This window comes from Hymenobacter actinosclerus (genome assembly GCF_900111515.1).
In the GTDB taxonomy this organism is placed as follows: domain Bacteria; phylum Bacteroidota; class Bacteroidia; order Cytophagales; family Hymenobacteraceae; genus Hymenobacter; species Hymenobacter actinosclerus.
Genome location: NZ_FOHS01000003.1, coordinates 234809 through 258387, shown reverse-complemented (window position 1 = coordinate 258387; position 23579 = coordinate 234809). Strand labels below are relative to the sequence as shown.

At 62.3% G+C, this 23579-nt stretch carries 19 protein-coding genes; 10 read left to right on the top strand and 9 right to left on the bottom strand.

Annotated features, from left to right (window positions below; genetic code table 11):
* The first annotated feature begins 22 nt into the window (after positions 1-22).
* Complete coding sequence (locus tag BMY67_RS12700) at positions 23-844, top strand: enoyl-ACP reductase FabI (RefSeq protein ID WP_092772136.1); 822 nt, start codon at positions 23-25, stop codon at positions 842-844.
* Positions 845-914: 70 nt separating this feature from the next.
* Here BMY67_RS12700 and BMY67_RS12695 read toward each other — a convergent pair whose 3' ends face one another.
* Together BMY67_RS12695 and BMY67_RS12690 are read right to left on the bottom strand one after the other, a co-directional pair.
* Positions 915-1547 carry a DUF3885 domain-containing protein gene (locus tag BMY67_RS12695; RefSeq protein ID WP_092772134.1) on the bottom strand — a complete coding sequence of 211 codons (633 nt, stop codon included), beginning with the start codon at positions 1545-1547 and terminating at the stop codon, positions 915-917.
* 60 nt (positions 1548-1607) lie between these two features.
* Entirely contained in the window at positions 1608-2618 is a 1011-nt protein-coding gene (locus tag BMY67_RS12690; protein ID WP_092772132.1) for a hypothetical protein, read from the bottom strand.
* A gap of 343 nt (positions 2619-2961) precedes the next feature.
* Here BMY67_RS12690 and BMY67_RS12685 point away from each other — a divergent pair, with 343 nt between their 5' ends.
* Complete coding sequence (locus BMY67_RS12685; RefSeq protein ID WP_177189813.1) at positions 2962-3972, top strand: pectinesterase family protein; 1011 nt, start codon at positions 2962-2964, stop codon at positions 3970-3972.
* 4 nt (positions 3973-3976) lie between these two features.
* Complete coding sequence (locus BMY67_RS12680) at positions 3977-4930, top strand: pectinesterase family protein (RefSeq protein WP_092772128.1); 954 nt, start codon at positions 3977-3979, stop codon at positions 4928-4930.
* A 117-nt stretch (positions 4931-5047) separates the two neighbouring features.
* Here BMY67_RS12680 and BMY67_RS12675 read toward each other — a convergent pair whose 3' ends face one another.
* From BMY67_RS12675 to BMY67_RS12665, 3 genes are all read right to left on the bottom strand, one after another.
* Positions 5048-6115 (bottom strand): SDR family oxidoreductase, encoded by a 1068-nt coding sequence (locus BMY67_RS12675; RefSeq protein WP_092772126.1) that lies wholly within the window; start codon positions 6113-6115, stop codon positions 5048-5050.
* Positions 6116-6232: 117 nt separating this feature from the next.
* Complete coding sequence (locus BMY67_RS12670) at positions 6233-7303, bottom strand: tetratricopeptide repeat protein (RefSeq protein ID WP_143069816.1); 1071 nt, start codon at positions 7301-7303, stop codon at positions 6233-6235.
* Between the two features lie 190 nt (positions 7304-7493).
* Entirely contained in the window at positions 7494-7757 is a 264-nt protein-coding gene (locus BMY67_RS12665; protein WP_092772123.1) for a barstar family protein, read from the bottom strand.
* 206 nt (positions 7758-7963) lie between these two features.
* Between BMY67_RS12665 and BMY67_RS12660 the strand changes: the two genes are divergently transcribed.
* Complete coding sequence (locus tag BMY67_RS12660; RefSeq protein WP_092772121.1) at positions 7964-8563, top strand: REP-associated tyrosine transposase; 600 nt, start codon at positions 7964-7966, stop codon at positions 8561-8563.
* Between the two features lie 131 nt (positions 8564-8694).
* Here BMY67_RS12660 and BMY67_RS12655 read toward each other — a convergent pair whose 3' ends face one another.
* Entirely contained in the window at positions 8695-10506 is a 1812-nt protein-coding gene (locus BMY67_RS12655; protein WP_092772119.1) for an ABC transporter ATP-binding protein, read from the bottom strand.
* A gap of 209 nt (positions 10507-10715) precedes the next feature.
* Here BMY67_RS12655 and BMY67_RS12650 point away from each other — a divergent pair, with 209 nt between their 5' ends.
* Positions 10716-12299 carry a M28 family metallopeptidase gene (locus BMY67_RS12650; protein ID WP_092772117.1) on the top strand — a complete coding sequence of 528 codons (1584 nt, stop codon included), beginning with the start codon at positions 10716-10718 and terminating at the stop codon, positions 12297-12299.
* 200 nt (positions 12300-12499) lie between these two features.
* Here the strand turns inward: BMY67_RS12650 and BMY67_RS12645 are convergent, their stop codons facing one another.
* On the bottom strand, positions 12500-13225 hold the full coding sequence (locus BMY67_RS12645) for a hypothetical protein (protein ID WP_092772115.1): 726 nt from the start codon (positions 13223-13225) through the stop codon (positions 12500-12502).
* A 213-nt stretch (positions 13226-13438) separates the two neighbouring features.
* Between BMY67_RS12645 and BMY67_RS12640 the strand changes: the two genes are divergently transcribed.
* Positions 13439-13891: a 3-oxoacyl-ACP synthase gene (locus BMY67_RS12640; protein WP_092772113.1), complete on the top strand. Its 453-nt coding sequence runs from the start codon at positions 13439-13441 to the stop codon at positions 13889-13891.
* Between the two features lie 116 nt (positions 13892-14007).
* Here the strand turns inward: BMY67_RS12640 and BMY67_RS12635 are convergent, their stop codons facing one another.
* A complete protein-coding gene (locus BMY67_RS12635) occupies positions 14008-14490 on the bottom strand; it encodes a hypothetical protein (RefSeq protein WP_092772111.1) in 483 nt (160 codons plus the stop codon).
* A 331-nt stretch (positions 14491-14821) separates the two neighbouring features.
* Between BMY67_RS12635 and BMY67_RS12630 the strand changes: the two genes are divergently transcribed.
* The 3 genes from BMY67_RS12630 to BMY67_RS12620 all read left to right on the top strand — a co-directional run bounded on the left by BMY67_RS12630 (position 14822) and on the right by BMY67_RS12620 (position 18294).
* Positions 14822-16000, top strand: coding sequence for a 1-deoxy-D-xylulose-5-phosphate reductoisomerase (locus BMY67_RS12630; protein ID WP_092772109.1), 1179 nt, complete (start codon positions 14822-14824; stop codon positions 15998-16000).
* A gap of 283 nt (positions 16001-16283) precedes the next feature.
* Entirely contained in the window at positions 16284-17630 is a 1347-nt protein-coding gene (rseP, locus tag BMY67_RS12625; RefSeq protein ID WP_092772107.1) for an RIP metalloprotease RseP, read from the top strand.
* A gap of 166 nt (positions 17631-17796) precedes the next feature.
* Positions 17797-18294, top strand: coding sequence for a DUF6702 family protein (locus BMY67_RS12620; protein WP_092772105.1), 498 nt, complete (start codon positions 17797-17799; stop codon positions 18292-18294).
* A 165-nt stretch (positions 18295-18459) separates the two neighbouring features.
* Here the strand turns inward: BMY67_RS12620 and BMY67_RS12615 are convergent, their stop codons facing one another.
* Positions 18460-20514, bottom strand: coding sequence for an OmpA family protein (locus BMY67_RS12615; RefSeq protein WP_245745039.1), 2055 nt, complete (start codon positions 20512-20514; stop codon positions 18460-18462).
* Positions 20515-20992: 478 nt separating this feature from the next.
* Between BMY67_RS12615 and lon the strand changes: the two genes are divergently transcribed.
* Entirely contained in the window at positions 20993-23449 is a 2457-nt protein-coding gene (gene lon / locus BMY67_RS12610) for an endopeptidase La (RefSeq protein ID WP_092772895.1), read from the top strand.
* Positions 23450-23579 lie beyond the last annotated feature (130 nt).

Below are 23579 nucleotides of genomic sequence, written 5' to 3'. Positions count from 1 at the left end.
TACACTCTACACACCTCCCCATATGGCCAGTAACCTACTCGCGGGCAAAGTCGGTATCATTTCCGGCGCGCTCAATGAAGAATCCATTGCCTGGAAAGTGGCGCTCAAGTGCCACGCCGAAGGCGCCCGCTTCGTGCTCACCAACGCCCCGCTGGCCATGCGCATGGGCGAAATCAACAAGCTCTCGGAGCAGTGCAACGCGCCCATCATTCCGGCCGATGCCACCTCGATGGAGGACCTGGAAAACCTGTTTTCGGGCGCCCAGGAGCAGCTCGGCGGCAAGCTCGACTTCGTGCTGCACAGCATTGGCATGAGCGCCAACATCCGCAAGGGCAAGCACTACGGCGAGCTGAACTACGAGTGGTACCAGAAGACGCTCGACGTGTCGGCCCTTTCTTTCCATAAGATGCTGGCCGTGGCCGAAAAGCAGGACGCCTTCAACGAGTGGGGTTCGGCCGTGGCCCTGAGCTACATTGCCGCCCAGCGCGCCTTCCTCGACTACACCGATATGAGCCAGGCCAAAGCCATGCTCGAAAGCATTGCCCGTAGCTACGGCCAGCGCCTGGGTAAGCTCAAGAAAGTGCGCGTGAACACCATCTCGCAGTCGCCCACCAAAACCACCGCCGGCACCGGCATCAGCGGCTTCGACGCCTTCTACGAGTACGCCGACCGCCTCTCGCCGCTGGGCAACGCCCCCGCCGAAGCCTGCGCCGACTACGTAGTGAGCCTGTTCTCCGACCTGACCCGCTATGTGACCATGCAGAACCTCATGCACGATGGCGGCTTCAGCACCACCGGCATCTCAGAGGAAATCGTAGAGCTGGTAACGGGCGCGAAGTCGTAATTCGCTTTTTTTCTGGCAAACAGCAACGCCTGGCCGGTTTGGCTGGGCGTTGTGGCGTTTTGGGGGGAAGCTATGAGTTGACAAACAACGCATCTATCTGCTTCCGGTCGTAGTCAAGAATCCAGTCGTTATAGTGCTGGTAGAAGGGCCGAATCGTTTCGGGTGAGTCGCTGCTGATGACCAGGCCGCGGTCATCGTACATGTAGAAAATCAGCCCCCGGGTTTGGTTGAAGAAGTAAAGCAGGCCGCGGATGGTGGGCCTGCCCGGAGCCGGAAAATCCAGGTGGCTGATGGCGGCCAGCAGCGCCCGGTGCGGTACGCGGGCGGCAGCAGTGGAGAAGAACGCCTGCACCCAATGTCCTTCGTGGTAGGCCTCGGGATTGTTGGGAACCCAGGTTTTCCGGAACGTGAGGTCAGACTTGCCGATACCCAGCTGCCGGAACAGGTAGTTGCGGCTGCGGATGCGGCTTCGTTTGTAACGGGGCTCCTGGTAGACCAGCAGCACCTCATCAGTAGGGCTGAATGACGCCTCAAACAAAGTAGAAGCCCGATGCAGCACCTGGGCAAAATAGTCGGTATCGTCGGGTGATAGAACCCCCTGCAAGTCGAACCGGACCCAGGCCGGGAGGTGGTAGGAAAGCTGGCTCGGCTCGGGGAGGGCGGAGGCATGTTGCTGAAAAAAACGGGATAATGGAGAGGGCATATCGGGTAATGGTAATAAAATAGTTTGTCGCAGGCGCAGCAGCCGACGGCCAGCCACTCCCTACCGCCGCCGCAGGTACAGCAGCGTTGATTGGCCCGAGGGGCCGTACTTGTCGTTGATGAGGAAATAGCCGCGCTTGTAAGCCGCCAGGCCTTCCCAGTTGTAGGTCTGATATTCGACGGGCAGCGTGAGCAGCGGCTTCCAGCTGATGCCGCGGCGGGTGTAGCGCAGGCTAATGAGGCGGTTGTAGCTCTGGTAGCGGCCGGTGCTGTCCTGAATCAGGCGGGCGTTGGGGTCGGGCGGGGCCATGCGGTACACGGCATCGGAAGCTCCGTTGAAGAAGTAGTTGATGGCCGTGAAGCGGCGGCGGCCGGCGGGCTCCAGGTCGGTTACCCGGAAGGGCAGCGGCGGCAGGGCCACGGGCCGCTGCCGGCCGTTGCGCAGGGCCAGGGCCGCGTTGCCGCGGGGTAGGTAGTTGTACTCGAACAGCGCCAGCAGCTCGCGGTGGCGATAGGTGGCCAGCGCCTCGAAGCCCGCGTTGTAGGCCACGGTGCCATCGGGCAGCCGGGGCTTGGGCAGCGTTACCAGATAACTGCTGTCGAGCTGGATGACGGACCGGGCCTGGTCCAGCACGCCGCGTACCAGGTAGCAGTTGGGGGCCGCCGTAACCGTTTCGATGGAGAAATAGGCGGTGTCGCGCAGCATCGTCAGGCCCTCCAGACCCTCGTAGATGGGGCCGGTACCATCGATGCGGGCGCGGGCCTCAGCCAGGCCCCGGATGGCGTATTTGCGAAAAGGAAGTGGCGCCGTGGAGCCAGCCAACTGCTGGTCGAGGTCAGCCAAAGCCAGGCCGTACACTTTGGCTTCGGCCTGCTCCTGCAGGCGGCTTTCGGAGAGCAGCAGCAGCTGGCCGCGGTAGGTGCAGAGGCCCGAAAACTGGTTTTCGCGCTCGGCCAGCTCGGCAGGTAGCCGGATGATGCGCGTCAGCGGCGGCGGGGTGGGCCGGGCATGGGTGGGCGAGATGGGCAGCAGCGCCAGCAACGGGATTACAAAGACGAGAAACCAGTTCATAAGCAACACCGCGCGGGAAAAAGACAGGTTCGCAGCCTTTCGACTGCCCCCCCCCCGCGCCGCCCGCAAAGGTAGGCCGTGAGCGGTGGCCCGGCGCCCGCAACCGGCCACGGCCAGGCTATTCTCCTGGAAGGCGACGGGCCGCAGAAACCAAGGCGGGGCCGGCAACGTTCCCGACATCGTTTGCGGGAAAATAGCCGGGCTCTTGCTGTCAAAAGCCGGCCAGAAGCGGTATTATGGGCTGCTGCAACGGCTGCTGTGCTCCGGGGCTCCGGTCCGGGCTGGCCCCCGGAGGCTAGTTGCGCCTGTTCTGCCCGTTATGCCTTCTCATCCCCCGAAAACCATGCGCCTCCGCCTTCCGGCCCGGCTTCCCGGGCGTTGCAGCCTCCGGCATTTGCTGCTGCTGTTGCTGCTACTGGCCGGCGGCTTGCCCGGCCGGGTGCAGGCGACAGCCCCGCCGGCCTACGATTTTGTGGTGGCCCAGGACGGCAGCGGGCAGTTCCGGACGGTGCAGGCCGCCTTCGATGCCGTGCCCGACTTCCGCAAGAAAGTCACCACCATCTTCATTAAAAACGGTATCTATAAGGAAAAGCTGCTGCTGGCCGGCTCCAAAAACCTGGTGAAGCTGGTGGGGCAGGACCCGGCCAAAACCATCCTCACCTACGACGATTACAACCAGAAAAAGAACATTTTCGGGGAGGATAAGGGCACCTCGGGCTCGGCCAGCTGCTACATCTACGGCGGCGACTTCACGGCCGAAAACCTCACGTTTCAGAACTCCTCGGGGCCGGTGGGGCAGGCGGTGGCCCTGTGGGTGGCCGGCGACCGGGCCCGGTTTAAGAACTGCCGCTTCCTGGGCTTTCAGGATACGCTCTACACCTACGGCTACGGCAGCCGCCAGTACTACGAGAACTGCTACATCGAGGGCACCGTCGATTTTATCTTCGGCAGCAGCACGGCGTGGTTTGAGGGGTGCACTATTTTCGGCAAAACCAGCGGCTTCCTCACGGCCGCTTCCACCCCCGACAGCACCCGCTACGGCTACGTGTTCAACCGCTGCATCATTACCGGCAGCGCGCCCGCCGGCAGCTTTTACCTGGGCCGGCCGTGGCGGCCCTACGCCAAAACCGTGTTTCTGCGCTGCGAGCTGGGCCCCCAGATAAAGCCCACCGGCTGGGACCATTGGGACAAGGAGAGCAACCAGCAGACCGCCCGCTACGCCGAATACCAGAGCCGCGGCCCTGGTGCGCAACCCGCCCGGCGCGTAGCCTGGAGCCGCCAGCTGAGCGCCGCCGAAGCCCGCCAGTACACCCTGACCACCGTGCTCCGCGGCTGGGACCCCACCCAAGACTAGCCCAATGAAAACGACCCTGCTGACCGTGTGTCTGCTGCTGCTACTGGCCCTGCTGGCAGCGGCCCGCCCGGCCTCCGAGCTGGTAGTGGCCCCGGATGGCTCGGGCGATTACCGCACGGTGCAGGCCGCTATAAATGCCGTCCCCAACCAGCGGGCCACTACCACCGTCATCCGCATCAGAAAGGGCGTGTATCGCGAAAAGCTGGTGGTGCCGACGCTCAAAACCCACATCACGCTCGTTGGCGAAGACCGCGACCAGACCATCCTCACCTACGACGACCACAGCGGGGCCAACGGCATTGATACCTACTCGTCGTACTCGGTGCTGGTGCAGGGCAATAACTTTACGGCCGAAAACCTGACGTTCCGCAATACGGCCGGGCGCACCGCCGGCCAGGCCGTGGCCCTGCACGTGGAAGCCGACCGCGCCGTGTTCCGCAACTGCCGCATCGTCGGCGACCAGGACACGCTGTTTCTGGCTGCCGGCCACACCCGGCAGTACTTTCTCAACTGCCACATCGAGGGCACCACCGACTTTATTTTTGGGGCCAGCACGGCTGTATTCGACCGATGCACCATTGTCAGCAAGAAGAACTCCCACATCACAGCCGCCTCCACGCCCCCGGAGCAGCCCTACGGCTTCGTGTTTCTTAACTGCCAGCTGAGGGCCGATTCGGCGCTGGCCACCAACGTGTCGTTGGGGCGGCCCTGGCGGCCGGCGGCCAGCGTGGCCTACCTGCGCTGCGAAATGGGCCCGCATATCAGGCCCGCCGGCTGGGACAACTGGAAAAACTCCGACAACGAGAAAACCGCCCGCTACGCCGAGTACCAGAGCCGCGGCCCCGGTGCGCAACCCGCCCGGCGCGTGGCCTGGAGCCGGCAACTCAGCCGCAAAGAAGCGGCGCAATACACCACCCGGCGCGTTTTCGGCGGCCCGCAGCCCTGGCAGCCGCGCTAAGAGGTTGTTTTTTGAGTAGTGAGAAGTGCGAGGTGAGTACAGAGAAGTGAGCCGTGATACATGGTACTGCCCCATATCTCACGGCTCACTTCTCTGTACTCACTTCTCAGCTTTCACTTACGGAATCAGGCGGTCGGTGCGGAGCTGGGCGAACAGGTCGAAGAACGAGTCCTCGGTGGTCTGGTAGGCCAGGAAACCGTGGCGGCGGCTCTTGCTCATGTCGGTCATCACCTCAATGGGGCGGCCCAGGTCGAGGTCGGTGTGCCAGGGCGAGGCCAGGCGGCTGAGGTTGGCCTCGGCCAGCTGATAGCGGGCCGCCATATCGCGCCACACGGGGGCATCGGCGCTCATCTCGGCCTCCAGCGGGTGAATGGTGCCATCGAACCCCACAGCTTCCACCCCGAACCAGGCGGCCAGCCGGGGCCAGAGCCAGCTCCAGCGAAACACGTCGCCATTCACGATGTTGAAGGCCTCGTTGCGGGCAGTTTCGGCAGTGGCGGCCCAGCGCAATTGTTGGGCGATAATGCGGGCGTCGGTTACGTCGGAGAGGCCATTCCACTGGGCTTCCGAGCCGGGCCAGCGGAAGGGCCGGCCGGTTTCGCGGCAGATGCTGGCGTACACGGCCAGTGTGGTGCCCAGGTTCATGAGGTTGCCCACGGCCTTGCCGATGATGGTGTGGGGCCGGTGGATGCTCCAGGTGAAGCCGTCGCGGGCGGCAGCGGCGTACACCTCGTCTTCCTGGGCGTAGTAAAAGTTGTCGAGCGGCAGGCGGGGCTGCTCCTCGCGCAGGGGCGTGGGTGGCGGCGTGCCCCCGTTCACGTAGGCCTCAAACGGCCCCAAATAGTGCTTGAGGCCGGTAACCAGCGCCACGTGCTGCACCGATTGTTGCGGGGCCAGCGCGTCGAGCAGGTTGCGAATCATCAGGGCATTGACGCGGATGTTTTCGGCCTCGGTGTCCTGGCGCATCCAGGTGGTAATGAACACGTGGGTGGGGGCGAGGCCGGCCAGAGCCGCGGTCAGGCTGGCGGGGTCGAGCAAATCGGCGGCGACGGGCTGCAGGCCGGGCACATCGTCGGGGCGGGGCGTGCGCGACAGACCGTAGGTGGGCCAGTCATGGGCCAGCAGCTCGCGGGCCAGGTTGCTGCCGATGATGCCGCTGGCACCCACTACAAGGGCGTTATTCATGTTTCCGGGGTTCAGATTCAGATGGGATGCCCCACCGCACCCGCGGCGGGAGGGGCTATAACAGCCGGAGCCGCTAATCGGCCCGCCGGAAAGTAAAATGGGCTGCTGCCGGGCGGGCTATTCGGGTTGGGCCAGCTCGTGCTCAAAAGCCGCCACCACCGGGGCAAGCCAGGAACGGTGCATTTCGGCCCGTTGGTCTTGCAGCAGGGCCCGGAACTGGGCTGGCGGAACGTGGGTGGCTACGTACTCCAACAGCGCCCCGCCCACGGCGTAGAGCACTGCTTCGTCGGTTTCTTCGGGGTGTTCCCAGAGGTGCCAGACGTCGGTGCGGCCCCGCGTGAGTTGCCGGGCACGCTGCATCCGGTTGGTGGCCGTCTGGTCCAGGTAAACTGCCACACCTTCGTTGATGAGCTGGCTACGGTGCGTGGGCGACAGGCTGTGCTGCACCAGCACATGGGCCAGTTCGTGGCCGCGGGTCTGGTTCTGGCGGGCATTCACCAGCAGGTATTCGGGCACGGCAAACCCCAGGTTGCGCTGCACAACCGGCCTCGAATCGGCCGTGTTGTTCCAGACGTAAAAGTCGAGTTTCTTGGCTGCGGGCACCGGAAAGGTAGCTTCAATACTCTGGTAGGCCCGCTCGCGGTCGGCTGCATACTGGGCCAGGGCCGGCACCTGTTCCGGCGACTGGAAATGAAGCCGCAGGTGGGCTGTTTCCACCACTTTCCATTCGGCGAAAAAAGGAGTGAGTTGGTAGGCCTGCAACCGCCGTTGCGCGTACCGGGTAGCGTTTGGGGTGCTGTTGAGGGCTACGCACACTGCCAGGGCGGTGCGGGCCTGATCGGGGTGGTTGGTATAGTAGTAGGCCAGGCCCAGGTAGCCCAGGCTCCAGGCGCGCACGCCATCGGGGCCGGGCGGCACCTGGCCGCTTTTCTCCAGATGCGGAACCGCCTCATTAAACCGGTGTTGGTCGGCATAAGCGCGGCCGACCAACAGGTGCAAAATCGGCTGCTCGTCGTTTTGCCGCAGCGAGGTTTCGCCCTGCGCAATGAGCTGGTCGAGTTGGCCGCTCAGGTACAGGGCGCTGGCTTCCTCGGTCGTCTGGGCCTGAGCCCAGCCAGCCACCGCCACCAGAGGGGCCACCAGTATTATTCGGGCTAAAAAGAGTGTACGCGAGGTTCGATGGCGCATTTTCTGGATGGCTGAAGACCTAAGCAAAAGCTGGCCGAGGGCTAAAATATGATATCTGCGGCATTGGCAAAATAGGCGCTCAAAATCATTCGCAAACACCCAGGTAACCGGAGGCCGTTGTTTTGCGGTTCAAAACGTCCGAAGAGTCAGGCAGAGTGCTGGCCCGGCGCTACTGCTCCGGCTATTACTATTAAGCCAACTCGATGCGCTTAAGGGCCATTTCCTCGGCGTAGTCCTGCATCACCTGCCGCAGAATCTGCATGTCGCGGGGGCAATGTTGGGCGAATTCCTGCCAGTTGGTGAGCGTGAGTACCAGCGGCATTTCCACGATGGCGATGATAGAATCCCAGAAGGCGTCCCAACTCGGGCCATACCAATCTTCAAAGCCCAGCTGCTCCTTGAACAGCTGGTGAATGGCGGTTTTGCTGGTAATGCCGGTGAGGTCGAGGGTCATGGTGAACTAATAGAGCGGTAGTAGCGCGAACTTTGTAGTTCGCGGCCCTGAACGACCGGGTAGCAGGTAGCATGAATTCGGTTTTGCCCTTTGTCGGTCGTTCGGGGCCGCGAACTACAAAGTTCGCGCTACTATCGCTCTATTAGCCCGATGTCAGTCGTTCGTCGGCGCTTACAAAGTTCACGCTGCTGTCTTATCTTAACTGCATGAGACAGCTGCTGCATTATGAGCGCAACCTCCCGCACCGTCTGCCACCCGGCGCCGATCTGTTTTTGACTTTCCGTCTGGCGGACTCTCTGCCCAGCAGTGTAGTAGCCCGGTTGCAGAATCAGTTTCGGAGCAGCGAAGCAGATAGCGCCGAGCTGACTTACGCCCAGCAGCGCCGCTATTTCGGCCGCTTCGATGCGCTATTGGACGGCGCGGCGCACGGGCCCGTTTGGCTGCGCGAGCCGGCTGTGGCCGAATTGGTAGCTGCTTCGCTACGCCATTTTCATGGAAAAGCATACCACCTTATTTGTTTCTGCATCATGCCTAACCATGTGCATGCTGTTGTTTCCTTGGCAGAAGATGCGCCTTTGCTGGCTGATACGCTGCAACGCCTCAAGGGCTACACGGCGCTGCAAGCCAATAAGCTGCTGAACCGAACCGGGCAGTTCTGGCAGCGCGAAACCTACGACCATATCGTGCGCAGCGGTGAAGAGATGCAGCGCGTGGTTGCCTACGTGGTGAATAACCCGGTGAAAGCCTGCTTAGTTGAAAGCTGGGAACAATGGCCCTACACATACTGGCCGGAAGCGTTGGACTAGTAACGCGAACTTTGTAGTTCGCGGCCCCGCGCTGGTTACGCCTATATTTCTTCTAGGCCCTGTACTGGTCGTTTGCAGCTCGGTGCCTGTCGTTCTGGGGCGCGAACTACAAAGTTCGCGTTACTGCCCGGCTACCCCGCAGTGTCGCCCAGCTCGTCGCCGTCATCGACCAGCACGCGGGCCAGCTTTTCGATGTTGAGGCTGCGGGCCGAGGCGTCGAAGATTTCGCGGTAGGTGCCGCGCTGGTCGTAGAGCTGCTCGTGGGTGCCGTGCTCCACCATGCGGCCCTGCTTCATCACGTAGATGCAGTCGGCATCCACAATCTGGGCGAGGCTGTGGGAGATGATGACCACCGTGCGGCCCTGCTTGATGGCGTCGAGCGAGTTCTTGATCTGCTCGGTGGCAATGGCGTCGAGCGAGGCGGTGGGCTCGTCGAGGAAGATGATGGGCGGGTCTTTGAGAAACAGCCGGGCAATGGCGATGCGCTGCTGCTGCCCGCCCGAGAGCTGCTGGGCGTCGCTCTGGTAACCCTTGGGTAGCTCCATAATCTGCTCGTGCAGGTAGGCCTGGCGAGCCGCCTGCCTGATTTGGTCGAAGGTGGCGTCCATTACGCCGTAGCGGATGTTTTCTTCGATGGTGCCTTTGAAAATGTGGTTTTTCTGGAGCACCAGCCCGATTTGCCGGCGCAATGCGTGCGTGTCGTAGTCGGCCAGGGGCTGGCCGTCGAGTAGCATCTGGCCGCGGTCGGGGGCGTAGAACTTGCAGAGCAGGTTGATGATGGTGCTCTTGCCGGCCCCGCTCAGGCCCACCAGGGCGGTGGTTTTGCCGGCTTTGATGGTCAGACACACGTCGTGCAGGGCCTGGGTGCCGCTGGGGTAGGTGAAATCGACGTTGCAGATGTCGAAGGTGCCGTGCAGGTGGGGCGGTTGTAGCGGGCCGGTGGGCTCCACGGCGTTCTGGGCGTCGAGGATGTCGAAGAAGCCCTCGGAGTAGGTGAGGGCGTCGTTCATCTCGTCGTAAATGCGGTGCAGCTGCCGGATGGGCGCCGACACGTTGTTGAACAGCAGAATGTGGAACATGATGGCCCCGATGCTGATTTGCCCGTCGAGCACCAGGTAGGCCGTCAGCACGATGATGAGCACCACGCCAATCTGCTCGGTGAAGGTTTTCAGGCCGTCGTAGCGGAAGCTGATGCGGCGGGTCTGGAGCTGGGCGGCCTGGAGCTCGTCCTGGAGCTGGTTCTGCTTGGTGGCCTCGTAGTCTTCGCGCACGAAGCTTTTGATGACGATGGCCGAATCGATGAGGTTGACCAGGCCCTGGCTGCGGGCCTCGCGCAGGCCCCGCAGCGCCCGGCGGGTCCCGTTGAGGCGGTCGGCCTGCCGGAAGCTCAGCCAGAAGTACACCGGCAGCACCGCCACGGCCACCAGCCCCACGTACAGGTTGGCCGCAAACATCACCACCAGCGCCACCACCGAGTTGGCAAACAGCGGCAGAATGTCGATAAAGAAATTCTGCACCAGCTTCATCAGGCTCTCCACGCCCCGGTCGATGCGGGTCTGGAGTTTGCCGGTCTGGTTGCCGGTGTCGGCGTAGAAGCCCAGCTGGTAGCCCACCACGCGCTGCACCGCCTCGTGCATAAGGCTACCCGACACGCTGATGCGGATTTTCTCGCCGAAATACCGCTGCCCGAACTGAATGAAGGTGTAGATGATTTCCTTGCCCAGCAGCAGCCCGCTCACCAGCAGCAGCAAATCCATGCCCTGGGCCAGGCCCTTGTTCTGGTTGAGCAGCCCCTGCACCGTATCGACGGTGTAGCGCAGTACGAAGGGGTTGACCTGGGCCGCCAGCGAGCCGACCAGCGTGAGCAGCAGCGTGCCCAGCACCAGCCCGCGATAGGGCCGCACGTACGGGAAAAGACGTTGAATAATCTGCCAGAGGCTCATGCGGGCGGGGTTGGGAGTGCATGCGGTTAGACGGGCGCAACGGGGGCGGGGTTGGGTTGGCGGGAAACGCCCCCCGGTTTCAAGTGACGAAATGCCGGAGCTGAAGGCCGAATGCAGCAGCCATCAGCCCCTGCTGATGCAACCCGATTCGGGTTCGCGGGTATTTGGGCTGGCTCCGTGGCCGATTGTTCCTCCTCTCCTTATTTTCTATGCTGCACACTTTCCGTTTCCTGCTGCTGGCCGGCTCGCTGGCTGTTTCCGCCCCCGCGCTGGCCCAATCCGGCGCCACTAAGGCCGACCCGGCCATGCTTGCCAAAATCAAAGATGAAGGCCTCAACCGCTCCCGCGTGATGGAAACGGCCTTCTACCTGACCGACGTGAGCGGCCCGCGCCTGGCCGGATCCGACGGCCTGGCCCGTGCCAACGAGTGGAGCCGCAAGCAGCTCGCCGACTGGGGCCTGACCAAGGCCAACATCGAGCCCTGGGGCACGTTTGGCCGCGGCTGGAACATCGATAAATCGTACCTGGCCATGACGGCCCCCTACTACCACGCCCTCATCGGGGCCCCCAAGGCCTGGACGCCCGGCACCAATGGCGCGCTCAAAAAGCGGGTGATGGTGGTGAAGGCCGCTTCCGAAGCCGACTTGGAGAAGTACAAGGGCCAGCTGCGCGACAAAATCGTGCTGCTCGACGTGGCCAACCCGCCCACGCCCTCCTTCGAGCCCGATGCCAAGCGCTACACCGCCGAGGAGCTGCAGAAAATGGCCGACTACCAGCTGCCCGCCCCCAACGCCGCGCCCAAGCCCGCCGACCCCAAGGCCGATGAGCAGCTGAAAAACCGCCGCGCTATGTTCGCCCTGCGCGGCAAGCTGCTCGACATGGTGCAGGCCGAAGGAGCCGCCGCCATCCTCAGCACCCGCGGTGGCTCCGACGGCACGTTTTTCACCTCCAACGGTGCCCCCTACGCCGTGGATGCCAAGCCCGTGCTGCCCGAAATAGAAATGGCCCCCGAGGACCTGCTCCGCCTCATCCGCCTGTCCGACGCCGGCCTGCCGGTGGAAGTGGAGATGGAAACCCGCACCCGCTTCCAGGACAAGGACCTGAAAGGCTACAACGTGGTGGCCGAAATTGCCGGCACCGATCGCAAGCTCAAAAACGAAGTCGTCATGATTGGCGCCCACATCGACTCGTGGCATGCCGCCACCGGGGCCACCGACAACGCGGCCGGCGTGGCCGTGATGATGGAGGCCATGCGCCTGCTGAAAGCGGCCGGCGTGCAGCCGCGCCGCACCATCCGCATCGCGCTGTGGGGGGAGGAGGAGCAGGGCCTGTTCGGCTCGCGCAACTACGTGAAAAACCACTTCGCCGACCCCGCCACCATGCAGCTGCTGCCCGACCACGAGAAGCTGGCCGCCTACTTCAACCTCGACAACGGCGCCGGCAAAATCCGCGGCATTTATGCCCAGGGTAACGAGGCCGCCGCCCCCATTTTCGCCGACTGGCTGAAGCCCTTCGCCGATATGGGCGCCACCACCGTAACGCTGCGCAACACCGGCGGCACCGACCACCTGGCCTTCGACGCGGTGGGCCTGCCGGGCTTCCAGTTCATCCAGGACCCGCTCGACTACGGCACTCGCACCCACCACACCAACATGGACACCTACGAGCGCCTGCCCGCCGACGACCTCAAGCAGGCCGCCGTGGTAGTAGCCTCGTTCGTGTACCAGGCCGCCATGCGCGACCAGAAACTGCCTCGCAAAGCGTTGCCCGTTGCCAAAACCGACAACCGCTAAACCGACTATCGTATTTCCGCGACCATGTAAAAAGCCGGCCCGTTGGGGTCGGCTTTTTTGGTTGAGAGTCTGAAAGCAAACTACTGCTGAAGGTGAGACTTCCTCTTTAATAAGCGGGTTTCGGTTTTACCGGAAGAATAAGCCGACGTGGACTGGGAGTCGATATAAGGAGCGCAATTGCTGACGGTCTGTGCAGCCTATTACTGTTTTAGTAGTGGTATCTGACGCTCCTGTATCACCAGCGTGTCGCCGCTGCTCAATTGAGCTGGCGCGGCAGTGTTGAAGAAGTTCCATTCGTTTAGTTGCGAATAGCCGCAGGAGTTAGGGCCTGAACTCTTAAACAGCCAGCTGAACTGCGGAATAAACAGCTTTCGGTCTTTGACGCCTATTATTCTTACAGGGCGTATTTTACAGGACTTTCCGTAGCCAGTAGCTGGTGAAAGGAGTTTGCATTGTTCGCCTGGATAAATGAGCTTAACTTTCTGGATAAACTGAACGCAGGTGTTAGAAACGTTGGGTAGCAACAAGGGGCCAAGGGAATCTGCGTTGGCCAACACAAAGTGATTGACCGCCTTGCTGGTTATTTCCGCCTTGATGGTATCATAGCTGGTCTGGTAGCGGGAAACAAGCGTTGCCCGGTTATCAGCGCGAATAGCAAGAGTAAACGTGGCTTCGGAGGAAATATCGACGTTAGTGCGGGAAAATCCGGTAACGCCAGCCCACTGGTTGCGTTTCATGAATCCGTCGATTGCGGCTGGATTATCGACCCGCCCGTTACGGGTGTACATGATGATGGGGTTGGCGGCAAGTAGCACGTTGTCCGCCCGATACTCACCTTCCAATACCAAAGGAATGTCTTCTCTGTCCTTGCCGCAGCTGCCAAGTGAAACAGCCAGTAGAAATAAGAAGAAATAATGTTGTTTCATGCAGATAGCCAAAAGCCAAAAAAGGTAATTCGCAGTAGGGTGTAAAGATGCCGGACAGCATTCAGCTTTCCGATAGTCTGTATTAATAAAGTTTAAATGATATCCTCCAATAGTAATCAGTCCCGGTCAATCTAACTTTAAACAGTTCAAAACAACCCTGTAAAGCCCCTTTACCTAGCGCTGCTGCTTGCTACGTCTTTCCTGAATTATAGTATGAGCTCTATAAAACCCCGCCTGCACGCCCTGTGCCTGGCCTACGTGCACGAGCGGCTGGCCGCCATCCAGGCGGCCATCAATGCGGCCCAGGAGTCGGCTAACTCCGAAACCAAGAGCAGCGCCGGCGACAAGTACGAAACCGGCCGCGCCATGGCCCAGAATGAGCGCGACCGAAATCTGGTCCAGTTCCAGCAGGCCCGCCAGTTGCTAGCCGAAATCCAGCGCATCAGCCCCGACCTGCCCTGTGACGCCGTGCGCCCCGGCGCGCTGGTGCACACCTCGATGGGCTGGTTCTACCTCGGCATCAGCGCCGGCAAGCTCCCGCTCGACGGCACCGACTACTTCGCCGTATCAGCCGCCGCGCCGGTAGCGGTGGCGTTAGCCGGCAAGCGGGCGGGCGAAGCGGTGGTATTTAATGGGAAGTCGGTGCGGATTTTAGCTGTTAGTTGAACGAAGCACCCCACCCCCGACCCCTCCCCTCCGGGAGAGGGGTGCGTTCTACCAAATCGTTGAACTCGCGTCTGTCACCCCTCTCCCGGAGGGGAGGGGCCGGGGGTGGGGTAAGGCTACACTCCCTTTAGCAGCCCTGCTACGCCCCGGATATTGAGGCGCACGAAATTGCGGATGCGCTCGAAGCGGCCGCGGGCCTCGTCCAGCTCCTCATCGGGTTCGAGCTGGCTGGGGCGCTGGGTGTCGAGCAGGGCGAATACGGTTTCGGCCAGGTCGAGGTAGCCCAGAATCAGGAGCAGTAGCTGTTTCTTGTCGGTTTCGGCGTAGTCCTTGGTGCGGATGGCTTTCACCAGCGTGTCGAGTTGGGTGGTTTCGTCCACGAACAGGTCGCGCAATACCGCCCGCTGGTGCTGGTAGTCGAGCAGCTGCTGGGGCGTGGCGGCCGAGTTGGAGAACGGAAACGTGTCGGTGAAGCGGGTGGCGGCGCGGTAGTCGGTTTCGGCGGCGTAGATGGAAGCCAGGTGCTTTTGCAGGCTGGCCCAGAGGCCGGTGCGGGCTTTGTCGAAGGCGGCAGTATCGGGGGCGGCGGAGGTGCTCACGGCGGGAAGAAGGCTGGTGGAAGCCCAAAGTACGCGCTTTTGGGCCGTGGGGGTTAAGCCGAAGCCGATAAGCCGCCGGAAGCCGTAGTTTTGCTGTTGTTCCGGCGTTGCGCCTCGCGGGCACCTCGCGTGCGCCTCACCCCTAGCCCCCTCTCCTCAACGAAGAGGGGGGGGCTAGTTTCTAGCTTTTAAAACTAAAGCAACCCCGACTAGACTAGAAAACTAGTGCTAGTTCCCCCTCTCCTTTTTCGGAGAGGGGGCTAGGGGTGAGGCGCACGCGAGGCCCCCGTGAGGCGCAACGCCGGAACAACAGCACTAACAATCCCGCCCCATGCCCCCCCAACCCCCCAAGCGCGTCGCCCTGCTCGGCTCCACCGGTTCCATCGGCACCCAGGCCCTCGACGTGCTCCGCGCCCAGCCGGGCCGCTTTGTCGTGTCGGCCCTCTCGGCCCAGTCGAATGCCGAGCTGCTGGTGGCCCAGGCCCGCGAGTTCCGGCCCGCTGCCGTGGTTATTGGTGATGAAAGCCGCTATGCCCAGGTGCGTGAGGCCCTGGCCAGTCAGCCCGAAACCGAGGTGCTGGCCGGCGCGGCGGCTTTGACCGAGGTGGCCGGCCGCCTCGAAACCGACGTGGTGCTGACGGCCATGGTGGGCTACGCCGGGCTGCTGCCCACGGTGGCCGCCATCAAGGCCGGCCACGATATTGCCCTGGCCAACAAGGAGACGCTGGTAGTGGCCGGCCAGCTGATAACCGAGCTGGTGCGCGAACACGGCGTGAAGCTGCTGCCCGTCGATTCGGAGCATTCGGCTATTTTCCAGTGCCTGGTGGGGGAGGAGCAGAACCCGATTGAGAAAATCATCCTCACGGCCTCGGGTGGGCCGTTCCGGGGTCGCAGCCGCGCGCAGCTGGCCCAGGTAACCCGCGCCCAGGCCCTCAAGCACCCCAACTGGGACATGGGTGCCAAAATCACCATCGACTCGGCCTCGCTCATGAACAAGGGCCTGGAGGTGATTGAGGCCAAGTGGCTGTTCGGACTCCGCGACGAGCAGGTAGAAGTCATCGTGCATCCGCAGAGCATCGTGCATTCGTTGGTGCAGTTCGAGGATGGCTCGCTGAAGGCCCAGCTCGGTCTGCCCGACATGAAGCTGCCCATTCAGTACGCACTGGGCTACCCGCAACGGCTATCCAACGAATTCCCGCGCTTCAATTTTCTCGATTACCCGCAGCTGACGTTCGAGGCCGCCGACACCAGCGCTTTCCGCAATCTGGGACTGGCTTTCGAAGCCATGCGCCGGGGCGGCAACGCGCCCTGCATCCTCAACGCGGCCAACGAAATAGCCGTGGCCGCCTTTTTGCGCGACGAAATCGGCTTCCTGCAGATGTCGGACCTGGTAGAAACCAGCCTCGCGCGGGTTTCGTACCTTGCCGCTCCAACCCTCGCCGACTACGTGGCCACCGACCAGGAAACGCGCCGCGTAGCCGCCGACCTGCTCGGCGCGGTGCGCGCCTGACAGGCTGACCGGAATCCGGCGAACCCGGGGCCGCGGCGCGTTGTTTGATGGGCGGTGGCGCGTTGGTAAGGGAAAAAAGAACGTCATGCTGAGCGGAGGCGGAGCCGAAGTCGAAGCATCTCTACCGCAATGCTAACCTTGCCGACTGCTTACCATCGCAACGAAGCGGTAGAGATGCTTCGACTTCGCTCCGCTTCGCGGACGCAAGATGAAGCATGACCGTTGCTTTATCTGCTCCCCGCTCCCTGTCACCTTTCACCTCATCACCTAATAAATACCCCCTTTGGAAGGATTAATCATGGCCGGCAACTTGCTGCTGGGCCTTTCGCTCCTGGTGGGCCTGCACGAGTTCGGACACTTCGCGGCCGCCAAATACTTTAAAATCCGAGTCGATAAGTTTTACATCTTCTTCGACTTCCTGTTTCCGCTGCCGGGGGTGATGAACTTTGCCCTGTTCAAAAAGAAAATCGGCGAGACGGAATACGGCCTGGGCTGGTTTCCGCTGGGCGGCTACGTGGCCATCCACGGCATGGTCGATGAAACCCAGGACGCCGCCAGCCTGGCCGCCGAGCCCGCCCCCGACGAGTTCCGCTCGAAGCCGGCCTGGCAGCGCCTCATTGTCATGCTGGGCGGCATCATCATGAACGTGATTACCGGCATCGTCATCTTCACGCTGCTCACCTTCAACTATGGCCAGAGCTACCTGCCGGCCTCGGAGGTGCGCTATGGCATTGTGCCGAGCGAGCTGGGCCAGGAAATGGGCTTCCGTGAGGGCGACAAAATCGTGAAAATCAACGGCCGGCCCTTCGACGATTTCAGCGACGTGTACAGCCCCGATGTGATCCTGGGCTCCAGCGCCTACTACACCGTGGAGCGCGCCGGCCAGCTGGTGGATGTGCCGGTGCCCGAAAACTTCATGGACCGCTTGGCCGATGAGGGCGAACAGCGCTTCGTGCAGCCCCTCGACCCCTTCGTGGTGGACCAGGTAGTGGCCGGCAGCCCCGCTTCCAAAGCCGGCCTGCTGCCCCAGGACCGTATTCTGACGGTGGGCCAGCAAAGCATCCGCTTTTTCCCGGAGCTGCAGAAGGCGCTTAAGGAGCAGGCCGGCAAGCCGGTGGCCGTGCGCGTGGAGCGGGCCGGCCAGCCCGTGAGCCTGAACGTGAAGGTGGACGAGGACGGCAAAATCGGCTTCCTGCCCAAGTCGCTGCTCAAGTTCGAAACCCGCAACTACGGGCTGCTGGAAGCCATTCCGGTGGGCACCAAGCAGGCATTTGGCGTCGTCACGACCCAGATGAAGGCTTTCGGTAAAATCTTCCGGGGCGAGGCCTCGTTCCGTAAATCGGTGGGCGGGCCCATTGAAATTGCCCAGCAGTACGGGGGCAAATGGGACTGGCTCCGGTTCTGGACCCTTACGGGCCTGCTCTCGATGGTGCTGGCCTTCATGAACCTGCTGCCCATCCCGGCCCTCGACGGCGGCCACGTGGTGTTCCTGCTCTACGAGATGGTGGCCGGCCGTAAGCCCTCCGACGCTTTTATGGAAAACGCCCAGAAAGTGGGCATGCTGATTATTCTGGGCCTGATGGCCTTCACGCTCATCATCAACCCGCTCATCAAAGCCTTCGGGCACTAATTGGTTGCCGTGAATTAAAAAAAGCCGTGCTCCCTGTTTAGGTGGCACGGCTTTTTCTTGCCGTGTATCTTTCTCGCAGAAACCCGCGGCGGTCATTCCGGAACGGCTCTGCCAATCTCCGCGATACCCTCCGCGCGCCTCTGCGGGAAATTATTCCCGAAACCATATGCCCAAACTCCTCCGAATCCTGCCGCTGCTTCTGCTGCTCAGCCTTGCGGCCTGGGCCCATACCTACCACGCCAGCCTGATGGAGGTGCGCGTCAACCCCGACAAGCAGCGGCTCGAAATAGCGCTCAAAGTTTTCACCGACGACCTGGAAAACGCGCTTTCCCAGGGTCAGCCCGCCCCCCACGTAATCGACCGGCTTTCCCGCGCCCAACTCGACCCGCTGCTGCTGAATCTGTTGCGGCGCGAGGTGCAGCTCAGCGCCCAGCCCGGCCGGCCGCTGCCGCTCACGCTGGTGGGGTTGCAAAAGGAAACCGATTCGCACTGGCTGTTCTTCACGGCCCCACTGCCGGCCACAGCCACCAGCGTTACGCTCCGCCAGGGCCTGCTGCTGACCATCTTCCCCGACCAGATGAACCTGGTTAACCTTACCGCCGGCAAGCAAAAGGAAAGCTTCCTGTTCCGCAGCGGCAACGAGGAGCAGGAATTGAAGTGGTAGCGGGTTGGTGAGGTCTGGCAAGAACCGTCTGTCATCCTGAGCGGAGTGAAGGACCTTATCACGTTGGAACGACCATCGCAACAACGATTCGTTCCAACGTGATAAGGTCCTTCGCTCCGCTCAGGATGACAGCCAATTAATTCGGTCAATCATCCCGCCTCACCGCTACCACCCATCATCCCCGCCGGCGGGCTTGGGCGCGGGCTGGCCGGTAGGTGCGGGGTCAGCCTTGAACTGCTCGTCGCCGGCGGGCTTGATGATGCGGAACTCTACGCGGCGGTTGGTGCGGGCATCTTCGCGGGTTCTCTCCTCTTTAAGGGGCTTTTCGCTGCCGTAGCCCATGCTTTCCACGCGGTTGGGCGGCAGCTTGCCCTTCTGCTCGATGTAGCGGCGGATGGCCTCGGCCCGGTCCTGCGACAGTTTCAGGTTGAAATCAATGTCGCCGCGGCTGTCGGTATGGCCCGCAATGTTGAGCCGGAACGTGGGGTGGTCGACGAGGAAAGTGGTAATCCGGTCGAGGGTGGGATGCATGGCCGCCCGGATGGTGGCCTTGTCCTGGTCGAACTCGATGTTCTGGAACACCATCGGCAGCTGGTAGTCGATGGCGTTGGTCATCAGCTGAAACACCGTATCGTTCTTCAGCGCAAAGCTTTTCTCGACGCTGAAAAAGTCGGGGCTCTGAATCAGCATCACGTAGTGCGAGCCTTCCATAAGGTCGAAATCGAAGGTGCCGTCGTCGCGCAGGTACTTGCTGGCCACCTCGATGCCGTTGTCGGTGTCGATGATGCTGACCAGGCCATTGAGGGGCTTGCGGCTGACCGAGTCGATGAGCGAGCCTTCGACGTGGGTGGTGGCGGTGGGCTGGGCCTCCATCGGCAGCGGGAAGGAGTAGAGGTCCAGGTTTTTCATGTTGGCCTGCTCCGAGCGGGCATAGTACAGGTTTTTCGAGTCGGCGTCGATGGTGAAATAGTACTCCGAGCCCTTGCCGTTCACCAGCGGCCCGATGTTGATGGGCTCCTGCCAGCGGCCCCGGGTGCGGTAGGTTTTATAGATGTCGAAGTCGCCAAAGTTCAGCAGCTGCCCTCGCGAGCTGAAGTACAGCACGTGGTAAAGCGGGTGGTAAAACGGGCTCACCTCACTCTCGCGGGTGTTTACCACGGGCCCCATGTTCTGGGCCGGCAGCCACTGCCCGGCCTTGTTTTTCACCGTGAACCAGATGTCCGAGAGCCCGAAGCCGCCGAGCCGGTCGGAGGCGAAGTACAGCGTGTCTTCGCCCGGCGACAAGGTGGGTTGCGAGTCCCAGGCCGGCGAGTTTACGTTGGGCCCCAGGCTTTTGGGCATGGTCCATTTGCCGTCCCGCAGGGTCGATTCGTACAGGTCGCAGTTGCCCTGGCAGGTGGGGCACTCGCAGCGGGCGAAGTAGAGCGTTTTGCCGTCTTTGGTAATGCAGGCCGAGCCTTCGTTGTACGATGAGTTGATGGGCTTGGGCAGGGCCTCGGCTTCGGTCCAGAGCCCGTTCTCGAAGCGCGACTGGTAAATATCCTCGTCGGAAACCTCCTGCAAGCGGCCGCGGGTTTTGCGCTTCGACGTGAAATAGAGCAGGTTGGCGTCGGCGTTGAGCGTGGGGCCGTAATCCTCCTTATCGGAGTTGATGGCCTCGCCCATGCTGGTGTACACGCCTTTCGGGGGGCGGAAGGTGGCGATGCTCTTGCGGTACTCCACCAGCTCGTAGTACTTTTGGAGGGGCACGTACAACTCCGTTTCCTTCTGTTCGAGCGAGTCGTAGTACTGCTGCACCTTGGTCAGGCTCTGGCGGCGGTGCTTGAGGGCGAGGCGGAAGTAGGCGCGGGCCCGCTGCTCGTCGCCAGCCTTGTCCCAGAGCTGGCCCAGCCGCCACAGCAGCGGGGTGTCGCGGTAGAAATTCTCGATGCCGAACTGGCCCACGTAGGTTTCGAGCAGGTTGCGGGCCGCCGGCCAGTTCTTGCGCTTTTCGGCCTGCTGAATGGCGCGCAGGGCCTTTTTGTCGCGGAAGTACGCCAGCCGGTTCACGTTCGGAAACACCGGCGTAGCGTCGGGCCGGGCCCGCAACTGGCGGATAACTTTGGCCGACAGGGGCCGCTGGGCGTAGGTGGGCGGCTTCTGCTGCGCGGCTGCTGGCACCGGCCGGCCAAGGGCCAGCAGTAGCCCGCCGACTAGAAATAAAAAGGCGAATCGGAACATAATAAACGCGTGCCCCGGCAATGGTCAGCGGGCCGGCGTCAAAAATAGGAAAATTTTGATGTGGTTGGTGGGGTGTCAGGCCCGGGATTAAAAGAACGGTCATGCTGAGCGAAGCGGAGCGTAGTTGAAGCATCTCGCGGGCAGTGGTAACTATCTGACGTCAGGATTAGCATTGCGGTAGAGATGCTTCGACTACGCTCCGCTTCGCTCAGCATGACCGCCATCCAATCTGCTTCCCTATCCACTCACTCACCAACTCACTCGCTCATGCACCGCCCGCCCTTCTGCCGATGTGGCAAAAGGCGGCCGTGGCACGGCGCTTGTCGAAGCCCTACCTTCGGCCCGGCTCCGCCGCAAAGGAGCCCTGGTCCGGGCAATGCCCTGTCATTGTGGCACCCGGACTTCCTTTTTTGCCCGACTTACTACCCGCATGAGTTCCTATACCCCCCCGAACGCCTCGCTTTCCTCGCTGCTGTTGATGACCGACGATTCCACCGAAATGGTGTCCATTGTGGCCGCCGACCCCGACCAGCCGATGGCGCCCGGCGAGCAGCCGGCGGTGCTGGCACTGCTGCCGGTACGCAACACGGTGCTGTTTCCGGGCGTGGTGCTGCCGGTTACGGTAACGCGCAAAAAAAGCATCCGGCTGGTGCGCAAGGCCTACAAGGGCAACAAGCTGATTGGCGTGGTGGCCCAGAAAAACGGCGAGTCCGACGACCCGACCCTGGCCGATATGTACCAGGTGGGCACGCTGGCCCGCATCCTCAAAATGCTGGTGCTACCCGACGGCAACACGACCATCATTATTCAGGGCCAGTCGCGCTTCCGCATCGAAGAGGAAGTGCAGAGCACGCCCTACCACACAGCCCGCGTGAGCTACGCGCCGGAGGCGTTTCCGGGCAAAAGCTCCAAGAGCCTCAAGGCGCTGGTGTCGTCGCTCAAGGAGGCGGCCTCGCGCATGCTCAAGCTCAATCCCGAAATTCCGCAGGAAGCCCAGGTGGCGCTGGATAATATCGAGTCGCCGGCCTTCCTGACGCACTTTCTCTCGTCCAACCTCAACGTGGAGGTGAGCGTGAAGCAGCAGCTGCTCGAAACCAACGACGGCGTGGAGCGCGGCACCAAGCTGCTGGAGCTGATGCTCAAGGAAATTCAGCACCTGGAAATCAAGCGCGAAATCCACACCAAGGTCCACACCGACATCGACCAGCAGCAGCGCGACTACTTCCTGCGCCAGCAGATAAAGGTGCTCCAGGACGAGCTGGGCTTCGACGGCCCCGAGCAGGACGCCGACAAGCTCAGGCAGCGGGCCAAGGGCAAAAAGTGGCCCGAGGCCGTGGCCAGGCACTTCGAGAAGGAGCTCGACAAGCTCGGCCGCCTCAACCCCCAGGCCGCCGAGTACCCCATCAGCGTCAACTACGTCGAGTACCTGCTCGATTTGCCCTGGGGCGAGTACACCAAGGACAACTTCAACCTCAAGCGCACCCAGCGCATCCTCGACCAGGACCACTACGGCATGGAAAAGGTGAAGGCGCGCATCATCGAGTACCTCGCGGTGCTCAAGCTGAAAAATGACCTGAAAGCGCCGATTCTGTGCCTCTACGGCCCTCCCGGCGTGGGCAAAACCAGCCTCGGCCGCTCCATTGCCAAAGCCCTGGGGCGCAAGTATGCCCGCCTGAGCTTAGGTGGCGTGCGCGACGAGGCCGAAATCCGGGGCCACCGCAAAACCTACGTGGGGGCCATGCCCGGCCGCATCATCGCTCAGATTAAAAAAGCCGGGGCATCCAACCCCGTCATCGTGCTCGATGAGATTGACAAGCTGGCCTCCGACTTCCGGGGCGACCCCAGCTCGGCCCTGCTCGAAGTGCTCGACCCCGAGCAGAACTCGACCTTCACCGACAACTACCTGGAGGTGGAGTACGACCTGAGCCGGGTGCTGTTCATCGCCACCGCCAACTCGCTCGACACCATCCAGCCCGCCCTGCGCGACCGGATGGAAATCATCGATTTGACGGGCTACACGCTCGAAGAGAAAACCCAGATTGCCAAAAAGCACCTCTGGCCCAAGCTGCTCGAAGAGCACGGCCTGGGTCCCAAGGATACCACGGTGAGCACCGCGGCCATGCAGCGCGTGATTGACGACTACACCCGCGAAAGCGGCGTGCGGAGCCTGGAGCGCAAGCTCGGCGGGCTGGTGCGCAACGTGGCCAAAAGCAAGGCCATGGATGAAACCTACCCCGCCACCCTGCAACCGGCCGACGTACAGCGCATTCTGGGCGCGCCTATTTTCGACCGCGACCAGTACCAGGACAACGAAACCGCCGGCGTGGTAACCGGCCTGGCCTGGACCAGCGTGGGCGGCGACATTCTGTTCATTGAAAGCCTGCTGAGCCGCGGCCGGGGCAAGCTCACGCTCTCGGGCCAGCTCGGCGACGTGATGAAAGAGTCGGCCGTAACGGCGCTGAGTTACCTGCGCAGCCGCGCCGACGAGCTGGGCATCGACTACCGCCTCTTCGACCAGTACGACCTGCACATCCACTTTCCGGAGGGCGCCGTGCCCAAGGACGGCCCCAGCGCCGGCATTGCCATCTTCACCAGCATCGCCTCGGTGTTCACTCAGCGCAAAATCCGGAGCCACCTGGCCATGACGGGCGAAATAACCCTGCGCGGCAAGGTGCTGCCCGTTGGCGGCATCAAGGAGAAAATCCTGACCGCCCGCCGCGCCGGCATCAAGGACATCATCCTCTGCCCCAAAAACCGCAAAGACATCGACGAAATAGCCCCCCACTACCTCCAGGGCCTCACCATCCACTATGCCGACCGCGTAGACGACGTGCTACGCGTGGCCCTGCTGGATGAGAAAGTGGCTCACCCCATGAAGCTGGTCGTCCGCGACGAAGCGCCCGCGCCGCTAGGGCCGAGCGTGGAAGTGCAGTAGGGTACCCCACCCCCCGGCCCCCTCCCCGGTGGGGAGGGGGTGCGTTCTAGTAGAACAGTTCTCGCGTCTGGCACCCCTCCCCACCGGGGAGGGGCCGGGGGTGGGGTAAACGTCAGCACAATAATTTCCC

Coding starts and splice junctions, on each gene's coding strand:
- BMY67_RS12700 (WP_092772136.1), top strand. CDS start 23: ATGGCCAGTAACCTACTCGCGGGCAAAGTCGGTATCATTTCCGGCGCG.
- BMY67_RS12695 (WP_092772134.1), bottom strand. CDS start 1,547: ATGCCCTCTCCATTATCCCGTTTTTTTCAGCAACATGCCTCCGCCCTC.
- BMY67_RS12690 (WP_092772132.1), bottom strand. CDS start 2,618: ATGAACTGGTTTCTCGTCTTTGTAATCCCGTTGCTGGCGCTGCTGCCC.
- BMY67_RS12685 (WP_177189813.1), top strand. CDS start 2,962: ATGCGCCTCCGCCTTCCGGCCCGGCTTCCCGGGCGTTGCAGCCTCCGG.
- BMY67_RS12680 (WP_092772128.1), top strand. CDS start 3,977: ATGAAAACGACCCTGCTGACCGTGTGTCTGCTGCTGCTACTGGCCCTG.
- BMY67_RS12675 (WP_092772126.1), bottom strand. CDS start 6,115: ATGAATAACGCCCTTGTAGTGGGTGCCAGCGGCATCATCGGCAGCAAC.
- BMY67_RS12670 (WP_143069816.1), bottom strand. CDS start 7,303: ATGCGCCATCGAACCTCGCGTACACTCTTTTTAGCCCGAATAATACTG.
- BMY67_RS12665 (WP_092772123.1), bottom strand. CDS start 7,757: ATGACCCTCGACCTCACCGGCATTACCAGCAAAACCGCCATTCACCAG.
- BMY67_RS12660 (WP_092772121.1), top strand. CDS start 7,964: ATGAGACAGCTGCTGCATTATGAGCGCAACCTCCCGCACCGTCTGCCA.
- BMY67_RS12655 (WP_092772119.1), bottom strand. CDS start 10,506: ATGAGCCTCTGGCAGATTATTCAACGTCTTTTCCCGTACGTGCGGCCC.
- BMY67_RS12650 (WP_092772117.1), top strand. CDS start 10,716: ATGCTGCACACTTTCCGTTTCCTGCTGCTGGCCGGCTCGCTGGCTGTT.
- BMY67_RS12645 (WP_092772115.1), bottom strand. CDS start 13,225: ATGAAACAACATTATTTCTTCTTATTTCTACTGGCTGTTTCACTTGGC.
- BMY67_RS12640 (WP_092772113.1), top strand. CDS start 13,439: ATGAGCTCTATAAAACCCCGCCTGCACGCCCTGTGCCTGGCCTACGTG.
- BMY67_RS12630 (WP_092772109.1), top strand. CDS start 14,822: ATGCCCCCCCAACCCCCCAAGCGCGTCGCCCTGCTCGGCTCCACCGGT.
- BMY67_RS12620 (WP_092772105.1), top strand. CDS start 17,797: ATGCCCAAACTCCTCCGAATCCTGCCGCTGCTTCTGCTGCTCAGCCTT.
- BMY67_RS12615 (WP_245745039.1), bottom strand. CDS start 20,514: ATGTTCCGATTCGCCTTTTTATTTCTAGTCGGCGGGCTACTGCTGGCC.
- lon (WP_092772895.1), top strand. CDS start 20,993: ATGACCGACGATTCCACCGAAATGGTGTCCATTGTGGCCGCCGACCCC.